This window comes from Shewanella sp. SNU WT4 (assembly GCF_006494715.1).
Lineage (GTDB): Bacteria > Pseudomonadota > Gammaproteobacteria > Enterobacterales > Shewanellaceae > Shewanella.
Map to the genome: position 1 here is coordinate 671,671 of NZ_CP041151.1, position 19,637 is coordinate 691,307.

The following is a 19,637-nucleotide window of genomic DNA, read 5'->3' on the forward strand; positions in this document are numbered from 1 at the left end:
GACTTCATTTTTTACTAACACTTAGCGTCGCAAATGTAACTACTTAGCAGTGCGCGGCTGTGGTCTCGGTGGATGATAAACCGCTTGATGCATGAAAATAGTAATTACGCCGCTTTGGGCCAAGGTCTGGCCATTGCCAGTCACTAACAAGGCTTGCAGGGTATGACTACCGCGATTAACACCTGTTAGCTCAAATGAGGAAGAGGCTTGGCCTTGGTTATAAGGCGCGCCATCAAGCAATAATTGGTAAAGCGCGCCGCGAGGCCGCTCCTGAGCTAGGGTGAGCGTCACAATAAAATTGCCATTATTGTCGCGGATGGTTTCTTCATTGCTTGGTGAGCTAATGCTGAGCTGATAATTAATACTGGCGGTCAAATCTACCGCTTTGACTTGTGCGGGTGGCAGTAAGATTTGATTGCTCGTTTCAGGCTTAAGCTCAACTTTTATGGCGCCTTCAACCGGTACATCGGAAAAATGTACGCCTCCTTTGGCATCAACCCAGCGATACACTTTAGCATCGGCCGTTGAACTTGCAAGGAGTAGCGCTATCACTACAGCGGTAAGAGAGGAAACGCGGTATTGTGCAGACATAGTTAGCATCCTTAAACTGTGTTGCTTAAGGTTACTCATTTTGGGCGAATGTGCCTAGTTGTTTGATGGATTTTGCAGCAGCTCGTCCATAGGTAGACAATGTTTCAGCTAAGTAACCGCCAAATATGGCTAAGGTTATCGACTTTGGCTACGTTCCCAGGCTTGTAAGCTTGTATCTCACGAGCTTTGTCTCTAAGGTAGCAGCCTAAAAAAAATTAGAGGAGATCAAGATGGCGACGTCAGGCGAGAGTCAAGAATCGAACGGCATACTAAGCCGAATGCTAAATAGCATTGAACGAGTGGGGAATAAACTCCCCGATCCTGCGGTAATCTTTTTACTGGGGATGTTATTAATTTGGGGATTATCTGCCATTTTTGCGCAGATGGACTTTGCGACCATAGATCCTCGCACCGGTGTACCGTTAGAAGTCAATAACTTGCTGACAGGTTCTGCCATTGTGGGATTTTTATCCTCTATGGTGACCACCTTTACTAGCTTTGCGCCGCTTGGCGTAGTGTTAGTGGCCATGTTAGGTGTCGGTGTGGCTGAGCATTCTGGCTTTATTAATACAGCATTGAAATTGATGTTGAAAGTCACGCCAGCTAAGTACTTAACCCCATCGATTATTTTAATCTCTATAGTTAGCCATACCGCAACTGATGCGGGCTACGTGTTAGTAATCCCATTAGCTGGGGTTATTTTCTTTGCTGTGGGTCGTCATCCGTTAGCGGGTATTGCGGCAGCTTTTGCTGGCGTGAGCGGCGGCTTTGGCGCTAACTTTGTGCCATCGGGATTAGATCCGTTATTACAAAGTTTCACCCAGAGCGCGGCGCAAATTATCGACCCTGCCATTTCAGTCAATCCACTCAATAACTGGTTCTTCACCTCAGCATCGAGCTTATTTATCGTGCTGTTAGGTTGGTACATTACCGACAAGATTATTGAGCCTAGACTGCAAAAGACTAAGGTTGACGGCGATACCAGCGGTTTACCTTCATTTGATGAAGTGGGCCCGAAAGAGAAACGCGCCTTTAATGTTGCCTCTATGGTGATGGTCTTAGGTTTAGTGCTGTTGTATTTAGCGAGCGCTCCAGCGGATTCTGCCATGCGCGCCGCTAACGGTGAGCTGACAGATTTTAAAGCGCCATTAATGCAATCTATCGTGCCGCTTATCTTCTTACTGTTCTGGATCCCTGGCGCCATTTATGGCTTCATGGTTGGCACTTTCACTAGCTCACGCGACATGATTGCTGCCATGAGCAAGTCTATGGGTGGCATGGCTTACTACATAGTCATGGCATTCTTCTGCGCCATGTTTGTGGCGGCGTTTACTAAGTCTAACTTGGGGGCTTTGCTGGCCATTGAAGGCGCTGAAGTATTAAAAGCATTAGCCTTGCCAAGTTCAGTGACTATCGTCGGCATCATCTTCCTGACAGCCTTTGTTAACTTGTTTGTGGGTTCAAGCTCTGCCAAGTGGGGATTATTAGGGCCTATCTTTGTGCCTATGTTGATGCAGCTGAACATTTCACCCGATTTAACCCAAGCCGCTTACCGTATTGGTGATTCAAGCTCTAACATCATTACGCCGTTAATGCCTTACTTCCCGTTAGTGGTGGTGTATTGCCAGAAGTACGTTAAGGACACAGGGATAGGTACCTTGATTGCTATGATGCTGCCGTATTCGGTGGCCTTCTTAGTGGGTTGGACCTTGTTCTTACTTGCCTATTGGGGTCTTGGTATTCCATTAGGATTACAAGCCAGCTACACCTACGGTCTGTAATAATAGAGTCAAAGATAAGGCCCGCATTATGCGGGCCTTATGCTATCTGGCGTATGCTCTTTACTGGCGTTTACGCCAAATCGATAACTGCGAAATGCTGTGTTGGAATTTGCGTTTAGTTTCGCGAATGACAAAGGGAATGTCCTTCACGGCGCACAGTTCAAAGTCTTGATGCAGCGCCTCATTAAGCCCATCTAAGCTAGTAAAGTTCTCCGCATCGCGCTTAAAGCCGCCGAGCCAATTGGCTTTATTTGTGTACTGCTCCAGCCAAGTGTAGGGGGATAAGATCACTAAATAGCCGCGACTATTAAGCCTTGCAGGCATATCTGCCAAAAACTTATGGGGGTCGGTTAATCTATCAATTAAGTTGGCAGCATAAATAAGATCATAGCCACTCAACCTAGGCTTGAGATTACAAGCATCCCCTTGCTGAAAATGTATGTTAGCGGCTAAGTCTTGGTAGTTTAGCTGCGTTAGACTTACGCTCTTAAATTCTTGCAGCTCGCCTTCAGTGGTAATAGTCCAGCGCTTTTGTCCTTGCTCACATAAATCTATGGCTTGAGAAATAAAGCGCGCCGAAAAATCGATAGCGTCCACTTGCTGATAATGCTTAGCCAGTTCAAAACTAGCGCGCCCCACAGAGCAGCCAATATCCAGCGCCTTAAGAGTGCGGTTTGGTTCAATTTCAGCCATAACACTTGCCACTGCATTGACGCAGAAATTGGCCACACCAAAGTGGCTATCACCATAATGGAATTCTAAGTACTGGGAAATAAGCTCATCGGTTTCGTAAATATTCACTGGCTCATTGCTGGGTAATGCTTGCGCTGAGCGCACATAGCGAAAGCCTGCATGCTGATAAAAGTGCCGTCTGAAGGCGTAGCGACTGGCATGCTGCATTTCATTGCCGGTTGAAATCCAGCTGCCACCTTTAATGAGGTTATGGCGGCCATCAAAGGTTGGGGTGGAGAAGTCATCATACATGGGATGCACTTCAAAGCCGTTAAGGCCATTGATGGCGGTTTCGCTCCATTGCCAAACATTACCGATAACATCATAAAATCCTTGATGCTCAAAGCGATTGACAGGGCAAGATGAGGCAAAGTGTGCCAGACCTAAGTTGGCAGGGATTTCTTGCCAATCTTGGCTATCGCCACTGACGTTTTGGCGTAAACAATACCATTCAGCTTCTGTCGGAAGGCGTAACTGACTTTGCTGCACTTCGCTTAAGTAATGGCAAAAGGCCTTGGCTTCTAAGTAATTAACTTCTACTGGCCAGTTTAAGGGCAAAGGGATTTCTTCGGTGAGGTTGCGTTGCCACCATAGACCTTGGTGTTTACGCCAAAATCTTGGATGCTGCGCTTGGGTGTAATTTAGCCACTGCTGACCTTCTTGGGTCCACCATCTTAAGGTTTGATAACCACCCGCCTCAACAAAGGCCAGGTACTCTTGATTGCTAACTAAATAGCGACTCGCTTCAAAGTCATTCACTGTGACTGACTGCTGGCCGTACTCATTATCCCAACCATAAGTCATGTCGGTAGCGGCTTTGCCTAACGTCATAGTGCCACCGCTTTGATGCAGCAACTGATTGCTGGGCGCTAGAGCCATGCTCTCGCAAGCATGCCAGTTGCTTGAGGGCGTCACTAAATGCAGCGGCAGCTGGCGGATAATGACAGACGATGTTTCAAGATGAATTCTTTCATGCTCTATGCCCATTAATATGAGCCAAGCCGGCGATTGCGCCGTAATAGGTAAGCTCAGCGCTAGGTTATCTATGACTTGATTGACACAAGCGCTCACTTCATCGCGATAGCGCCGCACTTGACAGACGCTTGGCCAGGCATAGTGCTGACTGTTGACATCATCCCAGCTCATTTCATCCACGCCTATGGCAAACATAGACTCAAATTCAGGGTTGATACGCTCATCAATGAGGCGAGCCAGTTTAAGTTTGTTGATATAAAAAGTGGCGGTATGGCCAAAATAAAAAATCAACGGATGACGTAACGGTTCAGCCTTAAGAAAATAGGCGTCATCGGTATTGATAAGGTCGAATAACTGCTGATATTGCTGCCAAGTATGGTTGAAATAGCGCTTAATCTCGGCGCGTTTACTTTCAACATCGGTACCATCAAGAGAAACACTTTGATTGAGTGAGGTCACGAGCAATCCTTAATCTGCGTATCCGTGTGATTGAATATACACCATAGGTGATAATGATTGATGGCGATAATGTTTACGTTTATAACATCTTAATAAACATTATCAGTTGTGGGATGGCGACTCAATCTGCTTCAGTGGATTGAGTGTTTTAAAGCCTAAATTTATTTCAATATTCAAGCATGGTTAGCGCTTAAGCGTTAGTCGGCCTAAACCAGTAGATAGTGGCGATTAGTTGTTGTTTTAGCATGAAGTTAGCGAGCGAAAGGTTCGGTAGATGTGGGTTATTTGCTTTTATAAGTAAATGATTTGAGTGCGAATTATGCTATTAATCATATTTAAGCATGGTTTTAAGCTTATTTTAAGATTAAAGGTGACAATCATAACTACTTAGAGCCAAGCTTGTTGCGGCTCAAGTTATTGTAAAGGCTGATTCATCTTGTCATGAAGCTGCTTGCGATAAAGGCAAAATGCGTGAAAGCGCATGACGCAAAACCTCCGGTCTAAGTGGTGAAACCATAAGATAGCGGGGCTTCCACAGGTAGTGTTCGAGTGCAAAAACTCGCGTTACCTGTTTCTATTTGAAACGGGAAATAATGATGATAAAGAAATTAACACTGAGTGCGTTAGTCTTGGCTCTGACTGGGCTAGCTCAGCCGCTACAGGCGCAAATGGTAAACCCTGAAGCCGGTGTCGTCGTAGGCTACTGGCATAACTGGTGTGATGGCAGCGGTTACAAAGGTGGCGTAGCGCCATGCGTTAAACTAAGCGACGTTAACCCTATGTATAACGTCGTCGACATCTCTTTTATGAAGGTCTATGACACAGCTGAAGGTCGTATTCCTACCTTTCGTTTAGACCCGCAAGTGGGTTTATCAGAAGCAGAATTTATTGCTGAAATTGCCGAATTAAACCGTCAAGGCCGCGCCGTATTATTAGCCTTAGGTGGCGCCGATGCCCATATCGAATTAAAAATCGGTGATGAACAAGCCTTTGCTGATGAACTGATTCGTCTTACCGATATCTACGGTTTTGATGGTTTAGATATAGATTTAGAGCAAGCCGCGGTGACTGCTGCTGATAACCAGACGGTTATCCCAGCGGCGTTAATCATGGTGAAAGAGCACTACCGCGCTCAAGGTAAAAACTTCTTAATTACCATGGCTCCAGAATTCCCATACCTGACAACGGGTGGCAAATACGTTCCTTATTTAGAGCGTTTAGAAGGCTACTACGACTGGATCAACCCGCAGTTTTATAACCAAGGTGGCGATGGTATCTGGATTGATGGGGTAGGTTGGGTTGCTCAAAACAACGATGAACTCAAGCAAGAGTTTATCTACTACATTGCGGATTCATTAATTAACGGCAGTCGCAGTTTTTATAAGATCCCTCACGACAAGTTAGTGTTTGGTATCCCAACCAGCAACGATGCCGCGGCCACTGGCTATGTTAAAAATCCACAGCATTTATACAGCGCTTTTGAAGCCTTGAAAAACCAAGGTCAGCCGCTGCGTGGTGTTATGACTTGGTCTGTTAACTGGGATATGGGGCGTGATGCGGCTGGTAATGAATACAATGAGTCCTTCATTAAGGCTTATGGCCCATTTGTACACAGCCAAGTGCCGCCAGTACCAGAAGCGGGTAAGCCAGTATTCACAGGCTTAGGTCATGCGCGCGTGCTGCATGCCACAACATTTGATCCTATGGCAGGCGTGACTGCTATGGATACCGAAAATGGTGATTTAACCTCGCGCATTGTGATTGAAGGCCAAGTTGATACCAACACCTTAGGTGAATATGTACTGACTTATCGCGTCAGTGATAATGATGACAACGAAACTGTTGATGCCCGCAAAATTGAAGTTTATAGCGTGAAGCCTGTCTTTAGTGGATTAGATAATCGCGTCGTGCCATTAGGCGCCGCATTTGATCCCTTAGCTGATGTGACGGCATTTGATGCGGAAGATGGTGATCTTACTGCTCAAATTCAGGTTTCTGGCAAAGTGGATGTGAATACTGTCGGCCGCTACAGCTTAACTTACTCAGTGACAGACAATGCTGGTCAACAAGTGACAGCCTCGCGTCAAGTGCGCGTGACTGATGACTCGCTGGTGTGTGGTAATGCCTGGCAGGCGGATAAAGTCTATTTAGCTGATGAAGTGGTTAGCCATCAGGGTAAGAGCTGGAGCGCTGGCTGGTGGACCCAAGGTGATGAGCCTGGTAGCACAGGTGAGTGGGGCGTGTGGCGCGTTGCTGGCGATAGCGATTGTGACGGCGGTGTATCGCCTGAACTGCCAAAGTTAAGCGTTTCACTTAGCGGTATCGCTGCTGAGTATCACATCAAAGATGGCGCCGTGGATTTAGCGGTGACTGTTAAAACTAACCGCAGCGCTATGGTTACTATGAAAGTGACCGATACTGGCGGAATGATAGTTAACGGTGGCGATTTCGCCGCGCAAATTGCAGCAGAGCAAACGGTAAATCTGTCTTTAGCACAAGTTATTGCTGGTGAGTATCGCCTGCAATTGGCGGCAACTGATACTGATGGTAACGAGTCTAAGCAAGCCTTTACGCTGATGCTGAAAGAAAGCGAGCCTTTGCCACCGGGTGATTATCCAGCTTATGTGGCTGGTACCCAGTATGCCGCTGGTGACATGGTTACAGGTAGCGATGGCAATATTTACCAGTGTAAGCCTTGGCCATATACCGCTTGGTGTGCAAGCGCTGCTTACGCGCCAGGTGCCAGTGCTTATTGGATGGATGCTTGGGACGCGCGTTAATCCCGCGAGTCTAACTATCAATAAATACTGCTGTTAATTAAAGCCGCCCTCGGGCGGCTTTTTTGTGGCCGAGAGTTAAGTATTCATGCGGGCTAAGCCTTGCGCATATTTAAGTCGCTAATGTTCTGCACTCTGTTTTTAATCTGCTTTATAAGCTGTTGTTTTAGTAAAACATGTTATGAATATGACGCTTTATTTTGGTCAAACTTGATGTTAACGTGCTGTGGGTTTTATGTTGAATTGGTGGTGGTCGCTATGAAGTTCACTCATATAGTCGGATATCCAATCGCCATAAGCTTAAGCTTAGGTTTGGGCTTGGTCGGCGCCGAGTTAATGGATGCTAAGTTAGCGGCGTCTATGCCAGCGCCATCGATTCTTGCCGAGCAAAGTGTTGATGCTATTGAGATTGCGCGCCTGCAGCAAGAAGTGGCTATGCAGCAGCAAGAAATTGAATGGTTACTGCGCATGGTCAAAGCTGGGCTAAGCGGTGATATGGCAGGCCACATGCAAGCTTATCGCGCTAAACCTAGCGACAATCTTGCGCCGCAACCGAGTGCCACAGCAATTGCCCCCATTGAGGATGCCAAGGCCAAGGCGTTGCGCCTGCAAAATGCTCAAGCGTATGTTTCCCGCGTGCAACTGGCTGATGTAGCATTACAAAAGCAAGCGTTAGCCGAGGGCTGGGCCAATGAAGGTCAGCTAGCTGATGCAAGACGCGCTTTATGGCAGCAAGCCCGAGATGAATTAACAGAGGCTGAATACATCCATGGGCTTCATGGCGCGCAGTTACCTAATGTAATGCTTGTCAGTCATGCCAGCCCTGAATTAGTGACTACTGCCGGGGTTGCTCGCGGTGATGTGTTATTAACGATAAACAGTGTGCGGGTGTTTAGTCGTGATGATATGCAGCGGCAATTGCTAAATATTGATAGTAGCGCGAGTGTTGAAGTGACGCTTAATCAGCAGGGTAAGACTATCAGCTTAGTGGTAACTGATTTTAATAAGAATATTGAGTTTTATGGCGACTCAATCGCTTTAGATAAAATGCCAATATTGAGTAATTAAGATTTTTTAAGTGTTACTTCTGTGAGATAAAAAAGCCCTGCATCGCAGGGCTTTTTGGTGTTAATTCAACCAATTACAAGCTGTAATACATTTCGAATTCAAGTGGGTGCGTGGTGCGAGCAACGCGCTCAGCTTCAGCAGTTTTCAGGGTAATGTACGAATCAATGAAGTCATTGCTAAATACGCCGCCACGAGTTAAGAACTCACGGTCTGCATCTAAGTGCGCTAATGCATCTTCCAGTGAACGTGCCACCTGCGGGATTTCTGCTGCTTCTTCTGGTGGTAAGTCATACAAGTCTTTATCCATAGCTTCGCCTGGATGGATCTTGTTTTGAATACCATCAAGTCCTGCCATCAACAGGGCTGCAAAGCCTAAGTATGGGTTGGCATGTGGATCTGGGAAGCGCGCTTCAATGCGACGACCCTTAGGGCTTGGTACTACCGGAATGCGGATTGAGGCGCTGCGGTTACGGGCAGAGTATGCCAACATCACAGGCGCTTCAAAATGCGGTACTAAGCGCTTATAAGAGTTAGTGCTTGGGTTAGTGAAAGCATTGATGGCGCGAGCGTGCTTAATAATACCGCCAATGTAGAACAGAGCTAATTCACTTAACCCTGCGTACTTGTCGCCAGCAAATAAGTTAACGCCATCTTTAGACAGTGACTGGTGCACGTGCATGCCGCTACCGTTATCGCCTACGATTGGCTTAGGCATGAAAGTTGCGGTCTTACCATAGGCGTGAGCCATGTTATGAACCACATACTTAAGAATTTGAATTTCGTCGGCTTTTTTAGTCAGGGTATTAAAGCGAGTTGCAATTTCGTTTTGACCTGCAGTCGCCACTTCATGGTGATGCGCTTCAACCACTTGACCCATTTCTTCCAGCACTAAACACATAGCGCTACGTAAGTCTTGTGATGAGTCTACAGGTGCTACTGGGAAGTAACCGCCTTTGACCATAGGGCGATGGCCAGTGTTGCCGCCTTCATAGCTAGTGCCTGAGTTCCATGCCGCTTCTTTGGCATCAATTTTTACGAAACAGCCTGACATGTCAGTACCAAAACGGACATCGTCAAACAGGAAGAATTCTGGCTCTGGACCGACTAATACGGTATCAGCAATGCCGGTGGCACGCAGATACTCTTCCGCTTTCTTAGCGATAGAGCGTGGGTCACGATTGTAACCTTGCATTGTGCCTGGCTCTAAAATGTCACAGCGGATCAGTGCAGTAGTTTCTTCGGTGAACGGATCTAACAAGAAAGTGTCTGGATCTGGCATTAACACCATGTCAGATTCACTGATGCCTTTCCAACCTGCAATCGATGAACCATCAAACATTTTGCCGTCTTCAAAAAAGTCGGCATCTACTTGATGGGTAGGAATAGTCACGTGCTGTTCTTTACCTTTGGTATCGGTAAAACGTAAATCAACAAATTTTACTTCGTGTTCTGCTAATTGTTGTAAAACTGCTTCATACGACATTGTTTAAGCCTCCGGTAGGGTAAAGCACTCACTAATCAATTTATTATTGTCTGCCTAAATGGCTTTCGACAGGGTTAGCCAATATAAAGCGAAAGTCGTGCCAATTATTTAAGTTATTGTTTATATTGTGTTTGGTGGTTCTTGTTGAGCGAGGTTGACTCGGTTTGCACCAATATGGTGCGCACGATGATATATTTTGGGGCAGGAGCAGATAACTTCACCATTAGGGTGCATTTGGGAGCAGATGAGCGAGCTGGCGAAGGTTTCCATGAGTGGCCAAAAAATAATCCTGTGCGGCAAGGCTCCCGTAGAGTAGAATGTACCACTTTTTATTGCAACCACTATACTGTTTAGCGGTGGCAAATGCCCTTAATGTTTTTGATGGTAAGAGGTTTTATCTGTGCTAGAAAAATTACGTAACATCGCAATCATTGCGCACGTTGACCATGGTAAAACGACCTTGGTTGATAAGCTGCTGGGTCAGTCAGGTACTCTGGCGACTCGTGGCGAAGCAACAGAGCGAGTAATGGACTCCAACGATCTGGAAAAAGAACGTGGGATCACGATTCTGGCAAAGAACACTGCCATCAAATGGAATGATTACCGTATTAACATCGTTGACACTCCTGGTCACGCCGATTTCGGTGGTGAAGTAGAGCGTGTTATGTCGATGGTTGATTCAGTATTATTGCTGGTTGATGCGGTTGATGGTCCTATGCCACAAACTCGCTTCGTGACTCAGAAAGCTTTTGCTCAAGGTCTGAAGCCAATCGTTGTTATCAACAAGATTGACCGTCCAGGCGCTCGTCCTGATTGGGTTATCGATCAAGTATTCGACCTGTTCGATAACTTAGGCGCTACCGATGAGCAGTTGGACTTCCCAATTGTTTATGCTTCTGCATTAAACGGTTTCGCGACTTTGGATCCGGATGTTGCTAGCGATGACATGACTCCACTGTTCCAAACTATCATTGATCGCGTATCTCCTCCAGATGCTGACAGTGACGGTACCTTCCAGATGCAGATTTCTCAGCTGGATTACAACTCATACGTGGGTGTTATCGGTATCGGCCGTATTAACCGTGGTAGCATCAAAACTAACCAACAGGTAAGTATTGTTGGTGCTGATGGTAAAGTTCGTAACGGTAAAATGGGCCAAGTATTAGGTTACATGGGTCTGGATCGCCACGAAGTTGAAGTTGCTAACGCTGGCGACATCGTAGCTATCACCGGCTTAGGCGAACTGAAGATTTCTGATACTGTATGTGCTGCTGGCGCTGTAGAAGCTATGACGCCACTGTCTGTTGATGAGCCTACTCTGACCATGACTTTCCAAGTAAACACTTCTCCGTTTGCTGGTAAAGAAGGTAAGTATGTAACTTCACGTAATATTCTTGAGCGTCTGCAGCAAGAATTAGTGCACAACGTAGCACTGCGTGTTGAAGAAACTGACAGCCCAGATCGTTTCCGCGTTTCTGGCCGTGGTGAACTGCACTTATCTATCCTGATTGAAAACATGCGTCGTGAAGGTTATGAATTAGCCGTTTCTCGTCCAGAAGTTATCATCAAGGATATCGATGGTGTTAAGTGTGAACCATTCGAAAACCTGACTGTTGACGTTGAAGAAGAGCATCAAGGCAGCGTGATCGAGAAGCTGGGTACCCGTAAAGCTGACATGAAAGATATGCAGTTAGATGGCAAAGGTCGTGTACGTATCGACTTCGTTATCCCAAGCCGTGGCTTAATCGGTTTCCAAACTGAGTTCTTGACTGCTACTTCTGGTACTGGTCTGCTGTACCATAGCTTTGATCACTACGGTCCACACAAAGGCGGTGACATTGGTCAACGTGCTAACGGTGTATTGATCTCTAACGCTACTGGTAAGGCTCTGACATTCGCTCTGTTCGGTCTGCAAGACCGTGGTCGTCTGTTTATTGGCCATGCGGCCGAAGTTTATGAAGGCCAAGTAGTTGGTATTCACAGCCGTTCTAACGATCTGACAGTTAACTGTCTGAAAGGTAAGCAGCTGACCAACATGCGTGCTTCTGGTACTGACGAAGCTCAAGTACTGACCACGCCTATCTTGATGACTCTGGAACAAGCTCTTGAGTTCATTGATGATGACGAATTGGTAGAAGTAACGCCTAAGAGCGTACGTGTCCGTAAGCGTTTCTTAACTGAAAACGATCGTAAGCGCGCTAGCCGCGGTTAATATCGTGACTCTTTGAGTCATTCAGTCAAAGCCCCGCAGAGGTAACTCTGCGGGGCTTTTTGTTATCTTAAATATTATATTCTTTGTTCTAACCGCTGTGCTTTAGGCTTTAGGGGGTAGTCTTTTGGGGTTGGGGTTTAGCTCTGCTCATTTAGACTGGCATTAGTTATGCCGCCAATCGGCTGCTCATGAGTTTTAGGGCTAACGAAAGTCACTATGGTTTTTCCAACAAGTTATTCATTGTAACCATAACCGCAGCGCGCGAGGTTAGCGCTAGTTAGAACTAAGGGGAGCTAGCCGCAGTCATTAAAAGGTGGATGACTTAGCTAAGTAACCGTTGAATGACGTGATAATGCCATTTGTTACTGCTGATGACGCCTGTAGTGCATCTAGAGGGTTAAGCGCTGGTTTGTGAGGTTAAGACGTGACTTAAAGTGAAAGCAGCGTTCAGGCTAACGACAGCGCCTTATTTGATAAGGTTTGATGCTGCTCGCTAACCCAAATGCTTATATAGAGTAAATAGTTAACCGTAAGACTTAAGATTTGCTTTTAATATTCTTAATAAATTGATCTGAGGCCGCAATCGATTGATTCATATCTTCAATCAGATTTGAAATGTTAGCCTGTAAGCTTGAGAATTCCCCTTGAATCGCGCCTATCGCCTGAGCATTCAAATTATGCTTAAGGAACAGCATATTATCTTTCATTGTCACTAGCACTGGCTTCATTTTTGATTCAGCCCGGCGCATGCTACTGAGCATTTGCTTGTAGTAATCGCGGGTTTCTCTAAGCTTTTCCTCACTTGAACGACGTAAATTAGGGTTACTAATTTGGCCGATTTCAAGCTTCCACTCTTCAAATAATGCTTCAGCAACATCCCTAACTTTATTGATGCGATTAGTCACTTCATCGGCAGCACTTTGGGCCGATTCATATTCATCACTGGCTTTTTCATAGGCTTGCTGCAAGTTGCGACCATCGTGCTGTAACAGACTTTGCATCTCGGCAAGCGCGCTGGAGAACTCTTGTTTCGCATCATGCTGGGCTTCATTGGCCGCTTCAACGCGGTCAACCATAATGTCTCTTTTCTGGTAGCCCACTTTTTCCATGGCACCATAATAAGCACTTTGACAGCCGACTAAGCTCAAGCCTGCGATTAAACTGAAGGCAATTAATTTTTTATTCATTATGTGTCCTTTAATCTGCTTTAAATAATGCCGCATCAATGATGCTCCAGATATGGACTGGTACGGCAACAATTAAGGGAAATATCAACCACGACATGGCGTAAAAGCCCGCGCCAAAAATAAAGAATAATAACGCCGGCAGGATGCGACCTTGTACCAATTGTCCTAAGCCTGGAATAAAAAAGCTGGCAATGGCAGCGATGACATTTCCGGTAGAACCTTGTTGAGACATGACAACTTCTCCTAGTAAAAATTGATGCAAGTCATTTAAATAAAGACTAATGCTAGCATATTCATTAGAGTCATAAGCTGCCTAAACAGGCTTTAATCAATAGAATAACACTTGTAAATGAACTGTTGTAAGCAGTATTGTTGATTTGTTTACAAATTTCCTATGTGTTAGCTGGTAAATCTCATGTCTAAAAATGTTAGTGTTCATCAATTAAAACTTCTTGCTGTGACATTTTGGCAATTCTTACTGTTTCTGTTTCAGCGCCTGCTCAAAGATCAAATTAATGTGCGTGCGGGTCATCTCGCCTATGTCACCTTATTATCATTAGTGCCGTTAGTCGCCGTGACCATGTCTATCTTGTCTGTATTTCCAGTATTTGAAGGCATACGTAAACAGATAGAGCATTTTGTCTATAGTAACTTCCTGCCTGCTGCGGGTGATACAGTGCAAATTTATATCAATCAGTTTGTTAGTAACGCCTCGCAAGGTACGGCTATGGGCATAATCGCCTTAGTCGTGGTGGCTTTATTGCTGATCTCAGCCATAGATAAATCGTTAAATGCTATTTGGGAAATTACTGAGCAGCGCCAGTTAGTGGTGTCTCTCTCCATGTATTGGATGGTGTTAACCTTAGGGCCAGTGCTGATGGGCGGCAGTATTGTGGCATCTTCTTATCTAGCTTCTATGCGCCTATTTGAAGAGCCGCATCTGACCAGTGTGACCAATGAGTTGATTGGACGTTTACCTTTTCTGTTTTCCGTCGCCGCATTTTTGCTGTTATATACTGTGGTGCCAAATACTCGGGTTAAGTTTTTACATGCCTTGGCTGGCGCCATAGTGGCAGCGTTATTATTTGAGGCGAGCAAGAAAATATTCACTGTGTATTTAGCTCAATTCCCATCTTATGAGGCCATTTATGGGGCATTAGCGACCATACCTATCCTATTTGTGTGGGTGTATTTAAGTTGGATGATAGTGCTATTTGGCGCTGTGATTACGGCGGCCTTACCTGAGTTTCTTAATAAAACTCAAGCCCTATTGGAAAGCGATAGTCATTAGCGGCTATGGCAAAGGTATCTTCTAAGGCATTGACGCTGTTATGATCCAGTTCATTAATTGGGTTTACGAGAAAGCGAATGATAGCGTTAATTCAAAGAGTGACTAGTGCCAGCGTTACCGTTGAGCAGCAAGTGATAGGCCAAATTGATAAAGGCTTATTAGTGTTACTTGGGGTAGAGCAGAGCGATACTGTAGATAGCATGAAAAAATTGGCCGAAAAAGTCGTTAAATACCGAGTATTTAGTGATCAAAATGGCAAGATGAATTTAAATGTGCAGCAAGCTCAAGGCCGTTTATTAGTGGTGTCGCAATTTACTTTAGCGGCAGATACCAGCCGTGGTTTGCGGCCAAATTTTTCAGGCGCAGGTACGCCTGCGCTAGCGTTAGAGCTGTATCTGGCGTTTGTTAATTATTGCCGTGAGCTCGGACTTGAAGTGGCAACCGGTGAGTTTGGTGCCGATATGCAAGTGGCTTTAGTGAATGACGGCCCTGTTACTTTTCAGCTGACGAGCTAAAGGCCCTTGGCAAATGACTCTTGGCAAATGGGGCTAAGCAATTTAGCTTATGTACAGGCTTTGTATTGGCTTTAAGAGCTTATCGGCTGACTAATTCCGTTGCTAGTTTGCTAAGTCTTGCACTGTCATTGTTGGCACTGTAATGCCGCCGCCAACCTCATCATTATTCCACTTAGCTGTTCCCCAAATAAATATCGCCACTTTACAGTGGCGATATAAGAGTGGCGATATTTTTAGCCGTTGAATAAACCTTACTAGTTACTGATTAAGTTTTGCTTGGCCGCTTCTCACTTGATTGAGTTTACGCAGGCTGTGTTTAACCTTAGCGGCGTTTTCTGGTCCCATGCGGATCATTAACTTTTGCGCTGCAGGCAGAGCCTCAAGAGCTGGGTCGGCAAACTTATAATTCACGCTCACTGATGTTACTTCGATAGGCGTTTGAATGATAGGCGCAGCTAACAATACGCTAATGGCTTCATCTAAGCGGCCATCAAAGGTCATGTCTTGATAACCAAGCTCAGTAAAGGCTTGCTCTAACAAAGGCAGTAACTGCTTATAAGTGGCTTGTAATTGCTGCGGATTCAAGCTTGCAAAGGCATTTGAGTATAAGTCATATCTTTGATAACTATCAGGATCAAGATACATCTTATCGGTAATGTCACTGGCCGTGAATGGCAAGGTCGGGCCCTTGATAGGGGTTAATTTACGGATAACTTGGCCTTGAGCTAAGTTATCAACAAACACCACAAATTGACGCGCCATGTCTTGAGTCATTAACAGTGGCGCCAGCCCTGTAGTGGCGGTTAAGGCTTTGGCCTTTTGGCTGATAAACTCATCGCTATTATCAAGCTCTGGCAAAATTTCCGCAGGGATAGTTGGCACTATTAGCGTATCTGATGCTGTTTCATCATCAGTGGAGATTGGCAATGTCTCCATGTCTAACTCAGTCTCATCTGGAGTAACCACATCTGTCTCTGTGGTTTCAATCTCCATAGCTGGCGCCATCGGCGTGACTATGGGTTCAATCAATACCGTTTCTTCTGACTTATTGGGTGCAAAGTAAAAATAACCGCCAAGCGCTGCAATAGCTAAAACAGCTAATACCATCAAGGCCATGTTATTACTGCTACTACTGCTAGCAGGTGCCGGAGGTTGAATTCTATCGTCTTGATCAGCTTGCATGCTACATCCTTCACTGTGAGCCTAGATTGCTTAACACCTCAATCAGGCTGGGAAACCACTTATGGTTAGGCTGGTTTCATTCTGCCAAAACACTGAGTAATGTCTAGTGCAAGGCGCATAAATTCAGGTTAATCAGGCATCAAGCTTGGATAAATTGTGTTCTGTGTCCAAGCCAGCGCGTAATAATGGCATCGACTTGTTCCGGCGCTTGCTGCATGACATGTTGCGCCAGTTTTTGAATATGGGGAATGAGTGCTTGATCTCTAACGAGATCAGCAACTTTGAGTTCAGCAAGGCCAGTTTGTTTGGTGCCAAGCACTTCACCGGGCCCGCGAATTTCTAAATCTTTTTGTGCAATCACAAAGCCATCGTTACTTTGGCGCAAAACCCCAAGGCGCTTAGTGGCTGTGGCTGACAGCGGCGTTTTATATAAAAGCACGCAGTGACTCGCCACTGCGCCGCGCCCAACACGGCCGCGTAACTGGTGCAATTGTGCGAGTCCCAAACGCTCTGGGTTATCAATAATCATTAAGCTGGCATTGGGCACATCAACGCCCACTTCAATCACAGTAGTTGCTACCAGCAAATCAATATTACCTTGCTTGAAATCACCCATGACCTGCTGTTTTTCAGCGCTTTTCATGCGGCCATGAACTAAACCAATACTGAGTTCTGGCAGTAATAACTTAAGCTCAGATGCGGTATCTTCAGCCGCTTGGCATTCAAGTACTTCGGATTCTTCAATCAAGGTACACACCCAATAGGCTTGGCGCTTATCGTTAATGGCCGCTTGTTTAACGCGCTCAATGACTTCTGGGCGGCGGCTATCAGCAACTGCCACTGTGGTTATAGGCGTTCGCCCCGGTGGCAGCTCATCTATGATGGAGGTATCTAAATCTGCATACGCCGTCATGGCCAGAGTTCGCGGAATTGGCGTTGCCGTCATGATCAGTTGATGCGGATAAAAGCCTTGATGTAAGCCTTTCTCTCTTAAGCCTAAGCGCTGATGCACGCCGAATCTGTGCTGCTCATCGATAATGACCAAGGCTAAATGCTTGAACTGTACTTGCTCTTGGAAAATGGCGTGGGTGCCAACCACCATTTGCGCTTCACCGCTAGCAATGCGCTCTAAACTTGTGGCTCTGGCCTTGCCTTTAAGCTTGCCGGCTAACCAGCCCACTTGAACGCCTAAGGGCGCGAACCAAGCGTTAAAATTATTGGCGTGTTGCTCAGCAAGTAGCTCGGTCGGCGCCATTAAAGCCACCTGAAAACCATTAGCTATGGCTTTTAACGCGGCAAGCGCTGCCACTAAGGTTTTACCTGAACCAACATCCCCTTGAACTAAGCGCATCATAGGTTGGCTGAGTTGCATGTCATGATGAATATCCGCTACCACTCTTTGCTGCGCGCCTGTGGGGGTAAACGGCAGGCTTTCAAGAAAAGGAATAGTCAGTGCGCTAGCATCAGCCATGGCGATGGCACGATCGCGATTACTGCGTTGGCGTAATTGCAGCATAGATAAATTGTGCGCCAGTAACTCTTCTTGAATTAAGCGTTGCTGCGCCGGATGTTGGCCTTGTTCTAATTGCCACAGCGCGACATCGGCTGGCGGGCGATGCAATAAGCGCAGCGCATCACTGAGTTGTAAGTGATTAGGGCGCAAGGGCTCTGGCAATAATTCCGGTAGACTGCCTTGGGCTAATAACTCAAGTGCTTGGTTGGTGAGTTTTTTCCAGCTGCTTTGCTTTAATCCCTCAGTGGTGGGATACACAGGCGTTAAGCTTTCTTCGGCCGTAAAAATTTCACCCGCATGCACTAGTTTATATTCGGGATGAACGATTTCTAACTGGTGCTGGCCGCGCCTAATTTCACCATAAGCCCTAATAAACATGCCATTTTGCATGCTATTACGCTGGGCGGCGCTAAAGTTGAAAAATCTTAGGGTAGCGCTGCCGCTTGCATCTTGCACCTGACAAACCAGCATACGCTTGCGCCCTTGCAGAACTTGGCTTGAGATGATTTCAGCTTCAAGGGTCGCCTGATGGCCTGGCATTAATTGCGCAATAGGATAAATACGGGTGCGGTCTTCGTAGCGCAGAGGTAAGTGGAACAGCAGATCCTGAACAGTGTGAATGCCTAGCTTGTTGAGCTTTTCAGCCATTTTAGTAGCAACACCTTTAAGCTCGGTGATTGCCATAAGATCCAATTGTGGCAACGCTTTAGTACCCAATCACTGTGAATTTATACATATATTAACAGAGTCTGGGTTTTAGGCAATCAATGGCGTATTGCTTGAGGGAAGGGGCAGGGATCAAAAAGGCATAAACGATACATCTGACGCGGCTAGAAGCCAATGTCAGCACTGATTGCTGACATTGGTTCAAGCTTAATTGTTTTGATGTCTTGCTAGGCCAATTCGACAAGCCATGCAATTAAGATGGTTATTAGATAGTTACTTGGCTAACTAAATAACTAATGTAAGCAATATAACCCGCTAACATGACCGCCCCTTCTCGGCGACCTAAACGCAAGCCAGTATAAGCAAAAGGCAATAAAATAGCCGCTAACGCTAACATCACAATAAAGTCTAAGCTTTGAAATCCGGCTGACGAGATAGGTGAAATTAAGACGGTAATACCTAAAATCCCCAGAATGTTAAAGATGTTAGAGCCAACTATGTTGCCAATGGCGATATCACTTTGGCCTTTGAGGGCGGCAAGCACTGAGGTTACAAATTCAGGCATACTGGTGCCGACAGCGACAATAGTTAAGCCAATAATAACTTCACTAATCCCAAAGGTGCGGGCTAAATCCACTGCGCCATCCACAAACAGAATGCCGCCACCCACTAATAAGGCAATACCGCCGACAATCAGTAATATTGATAACCACGGCGCTTGTGGTGAGTTATCAATTTCTACTTCGGTATTCTGTTTTTTGGAGTCTATATAGCTAAAGACTAAATAGGCAATTAACAGCCCAAATAACAGTGCGCCATCGAAATGCGATAACTCGCCATCAATTAATACTACCCATAACAAGATGCTCACGGCAATCATGATGGGAATATCACGCTTAACCATTTGCGATTGCACTGTGATTGGGCGGATTAACGCGGTAATCGCCAAAATTAAGCCAATGTTGGCAATGTTGGAACCAATCACATTGCCTAATGCTATGCCTGAATTGCCTGCCAAGGCTGACTTGACACTGACGGCGAGTTCTGGGGCACTGGTGCCGCCCGCCACAATAGTAAGACCGATAACAAGTGGGGTAATGCCTAAACGTAAAGCCAGGGCACTAGCACCACGCACCATAGCTTCCGCGCCTAAGGTGAGAATAATAAAACCGCCGATGAGCGATAAAAAAATCATCATGTTATTG

General features: G+C 45.9%; 14 protein-coding genes and 1 riboswitch. Of the genes, 6 read left to right on the forward strand and 8 right to left on the reverse strand.

The window, feature by feature from the left end:
* Positions 1–39: 39 nt before the first annotated feature.
* On the reverse strand, positions 40–591 hold the full coding sequence (locus tag FJQ87_RS03035; protein ID WP_168195130.1) for a DUF4124 domain-containing protein: 552 nt from the start codon (positions 589–591) through the stop codon (positions 40–42).
* A 230-nt stretch (positions 592–821) separates the two neighbouring features.
* Between FJQ87_RS03035 and FJQ87_RS03040 the strand changes: the two genes are divergently transcribed.
* Positions 822–2,372, forward strand: a complete 1,551-nt coding sequence (locus tag FJQ87_RS03040; RefSeq protein WP_140930462.1) for an AbgT family transporter — start codon at positions 822–824, stop codon at positions 2,370–2,372.
* 60 nt (positions 2,373–2,432) lie between these two features.
* Here FJQ87_RS03040 and ovoA read toward each other — a convergent pair whose 3' ends face one another.
* Positions 2,433–4,538 (reverse strand): 5-histidylcysteine sulfoxide synthase, encoded by a 2,106-nt coding sequence (gene ovoA / locus FJQ87_RS03045; protein WP_140930464.1) that lies wholly within the window; start codon positions 4,536–4,538, stop codon positions 2,433–2,435.
* 451 nt (positions 4,539–4,989) lie between these two features.
* Positions 4,990–5,075: riboswitch (cyclic di-GMP riboswitch) on the forward strand.
* A gap of 56 nt (positions 5,076–5,131) precedes the next feature.
* Between ovoA and FJQ87_RS03050 the strand changes: the two genes are divergently transcribed.
* Positions 5,132–7,318, forward strand: a complete 2,187-nt coding sequence (locus FJQ87_RS03050; protein ID WP_206194363.1) for an immunoglobulin-like domain-containing protein — start codon at positions 5,132–5,134, stop codon at positions 7,316–7,318.
* Between the two features lie 255 nt (positions 7,319–7,573).
* The gene (locus FJQ87_RS03055; RefSeq protein WP_140930466.1) at positions 7,574–8,383 is read left to right on the forward strand and encodes a hypothetical protein; all 810 of its coding nucleotides are present in this window, start codon (positions 7,574–7,576) and stop codon (positions 8,381–8,383) included.
* A 73-nt stretch (positions 8,384–8,456) separates the two neighbouring features.
* Here FJQ87_RS03055 and glnA read toward each other — a convergent pair whose 3' ends face one another.
* Positions 8,457–9,866, reverse strand: a complete 1,410-nt coding sequence (glnA, locus tag FJQ87_RS03060) for a glutamate--ammonia ligase (protein ID WP_140930468.1) — start codon at positions 9,864–9,866, stop codon at positions 8,457–8,459.
* Between the two features lie 400 nt (positions 9,867–10,266).
* On the opposite strand from glnA, the gene typA reads away from it, so the two are divergent.
* Entirely contained in the window at positions 10,267–12,078 is a 1,812-nt protein-coding gene (gene typA / locus FJQ87_RS03065) for a translational GTPase TypA (protein WP_140930470.1), read from the forward strand.
* Positions 12,079–12,614: 536 nt separating this feature from the next.
* Here typA and FJQ87_RS03070 read toward each other — a convergent pair.
* Entirely contained in the window at positions 12,615–13,265 is a 651-nt protein-coding gene (locus FJQ87_RS03070) for a DUF2959 domain-containing protein (protein ID WP_140930472.1), read from the reverse strand.
* A gap of 10 nt (positions 13,266–13,275) precedes the next feature.
* Entirely contained in the window at positions 13,276–13,497 is a 222-nt protein-coding gene (locus FJQ87_RS03075) for a hypothetical protein (RefSeq protein WP_140930474.1), read from the reverse strand.
* A 183-nt stretch (positions 13,498–13,680) separates the two neighbouring features.
* Between FJQ87_RS03075 and FJQ87_RS03080 the strand changes: the two genes are divergently transcribed.
* Positions 13,681–14,556 (forward strand): virulence factor BrkB family protein, encoded by an 876-nt coding sequence (locus tag FJQ87_RS03080; RefSeq protein ID WP_140930476.1) that lies wholly within the window; start codon positions 13,681–13,683, stop codon positions 14,554–14,556.
* Between the two features lie 77 nt (positions 14,557–14,633).
* A complete protein-coding gene (dtd, locus tag FJQ87_RS03085) occupies positions 14,634–15,071 on the forward strand; it encodes a D-aminoacyl-tRNA deacylase (protein WP_140930478.1) in 438 nt (145 codons plus the stop codon).
* Positions 15,072–15,329: 258 nt separating this feature from the next.
* Here dtd and FJQ87_RS03090 read toward each other — a convergent pair whose 3' ends face one another.
* The 3 genes from FJQ87_RS03090 to FJQ87_RS03100 all read right to left on the reverse strand — a co-directional run bounded on the left by FJQ87_RS03090 (position 15,330) and on the right by FJQ87_RS03100 (position 19,630).
* A complete protein-coding gene (locus FJQ87_RS03090; protein ID WP_140930480.1) occupies positions 15,330–16,253 on the reverse strand; it encodes a DUF3014 domain-containing protein in 924 nt (307 codons plus the stop codon).
* 139 nt (positions 16,254–16,392) lie between these two features.
* Positions 16,393–18,468 (reverse strand): ATP-dependent DNA helicase RecG, encoded by a 2,076-nt coding sequence (gene recG / locus FJQ87_RS03095; protein WP_140933967.1) that lies wholly within the window; start codon positions 18,466–18,468, stop codon positions 16,393–16,395.
* A 229-nt stretch (positions 18,469–18,697) separates the two neighbouring features.
* On the reverse strand, positions 18,698–19,630 hold the full coding sequence (locus FJQ87_RS03100; protein WP_140930482.1) for a calcium/sodium antiporter: 933 nt from the start codon (positions 19,628–19,630) through the stop codon (positions 18,698–18,700).
* Positions 19,631–19,637: the final 7 nt, after the last annotated feature.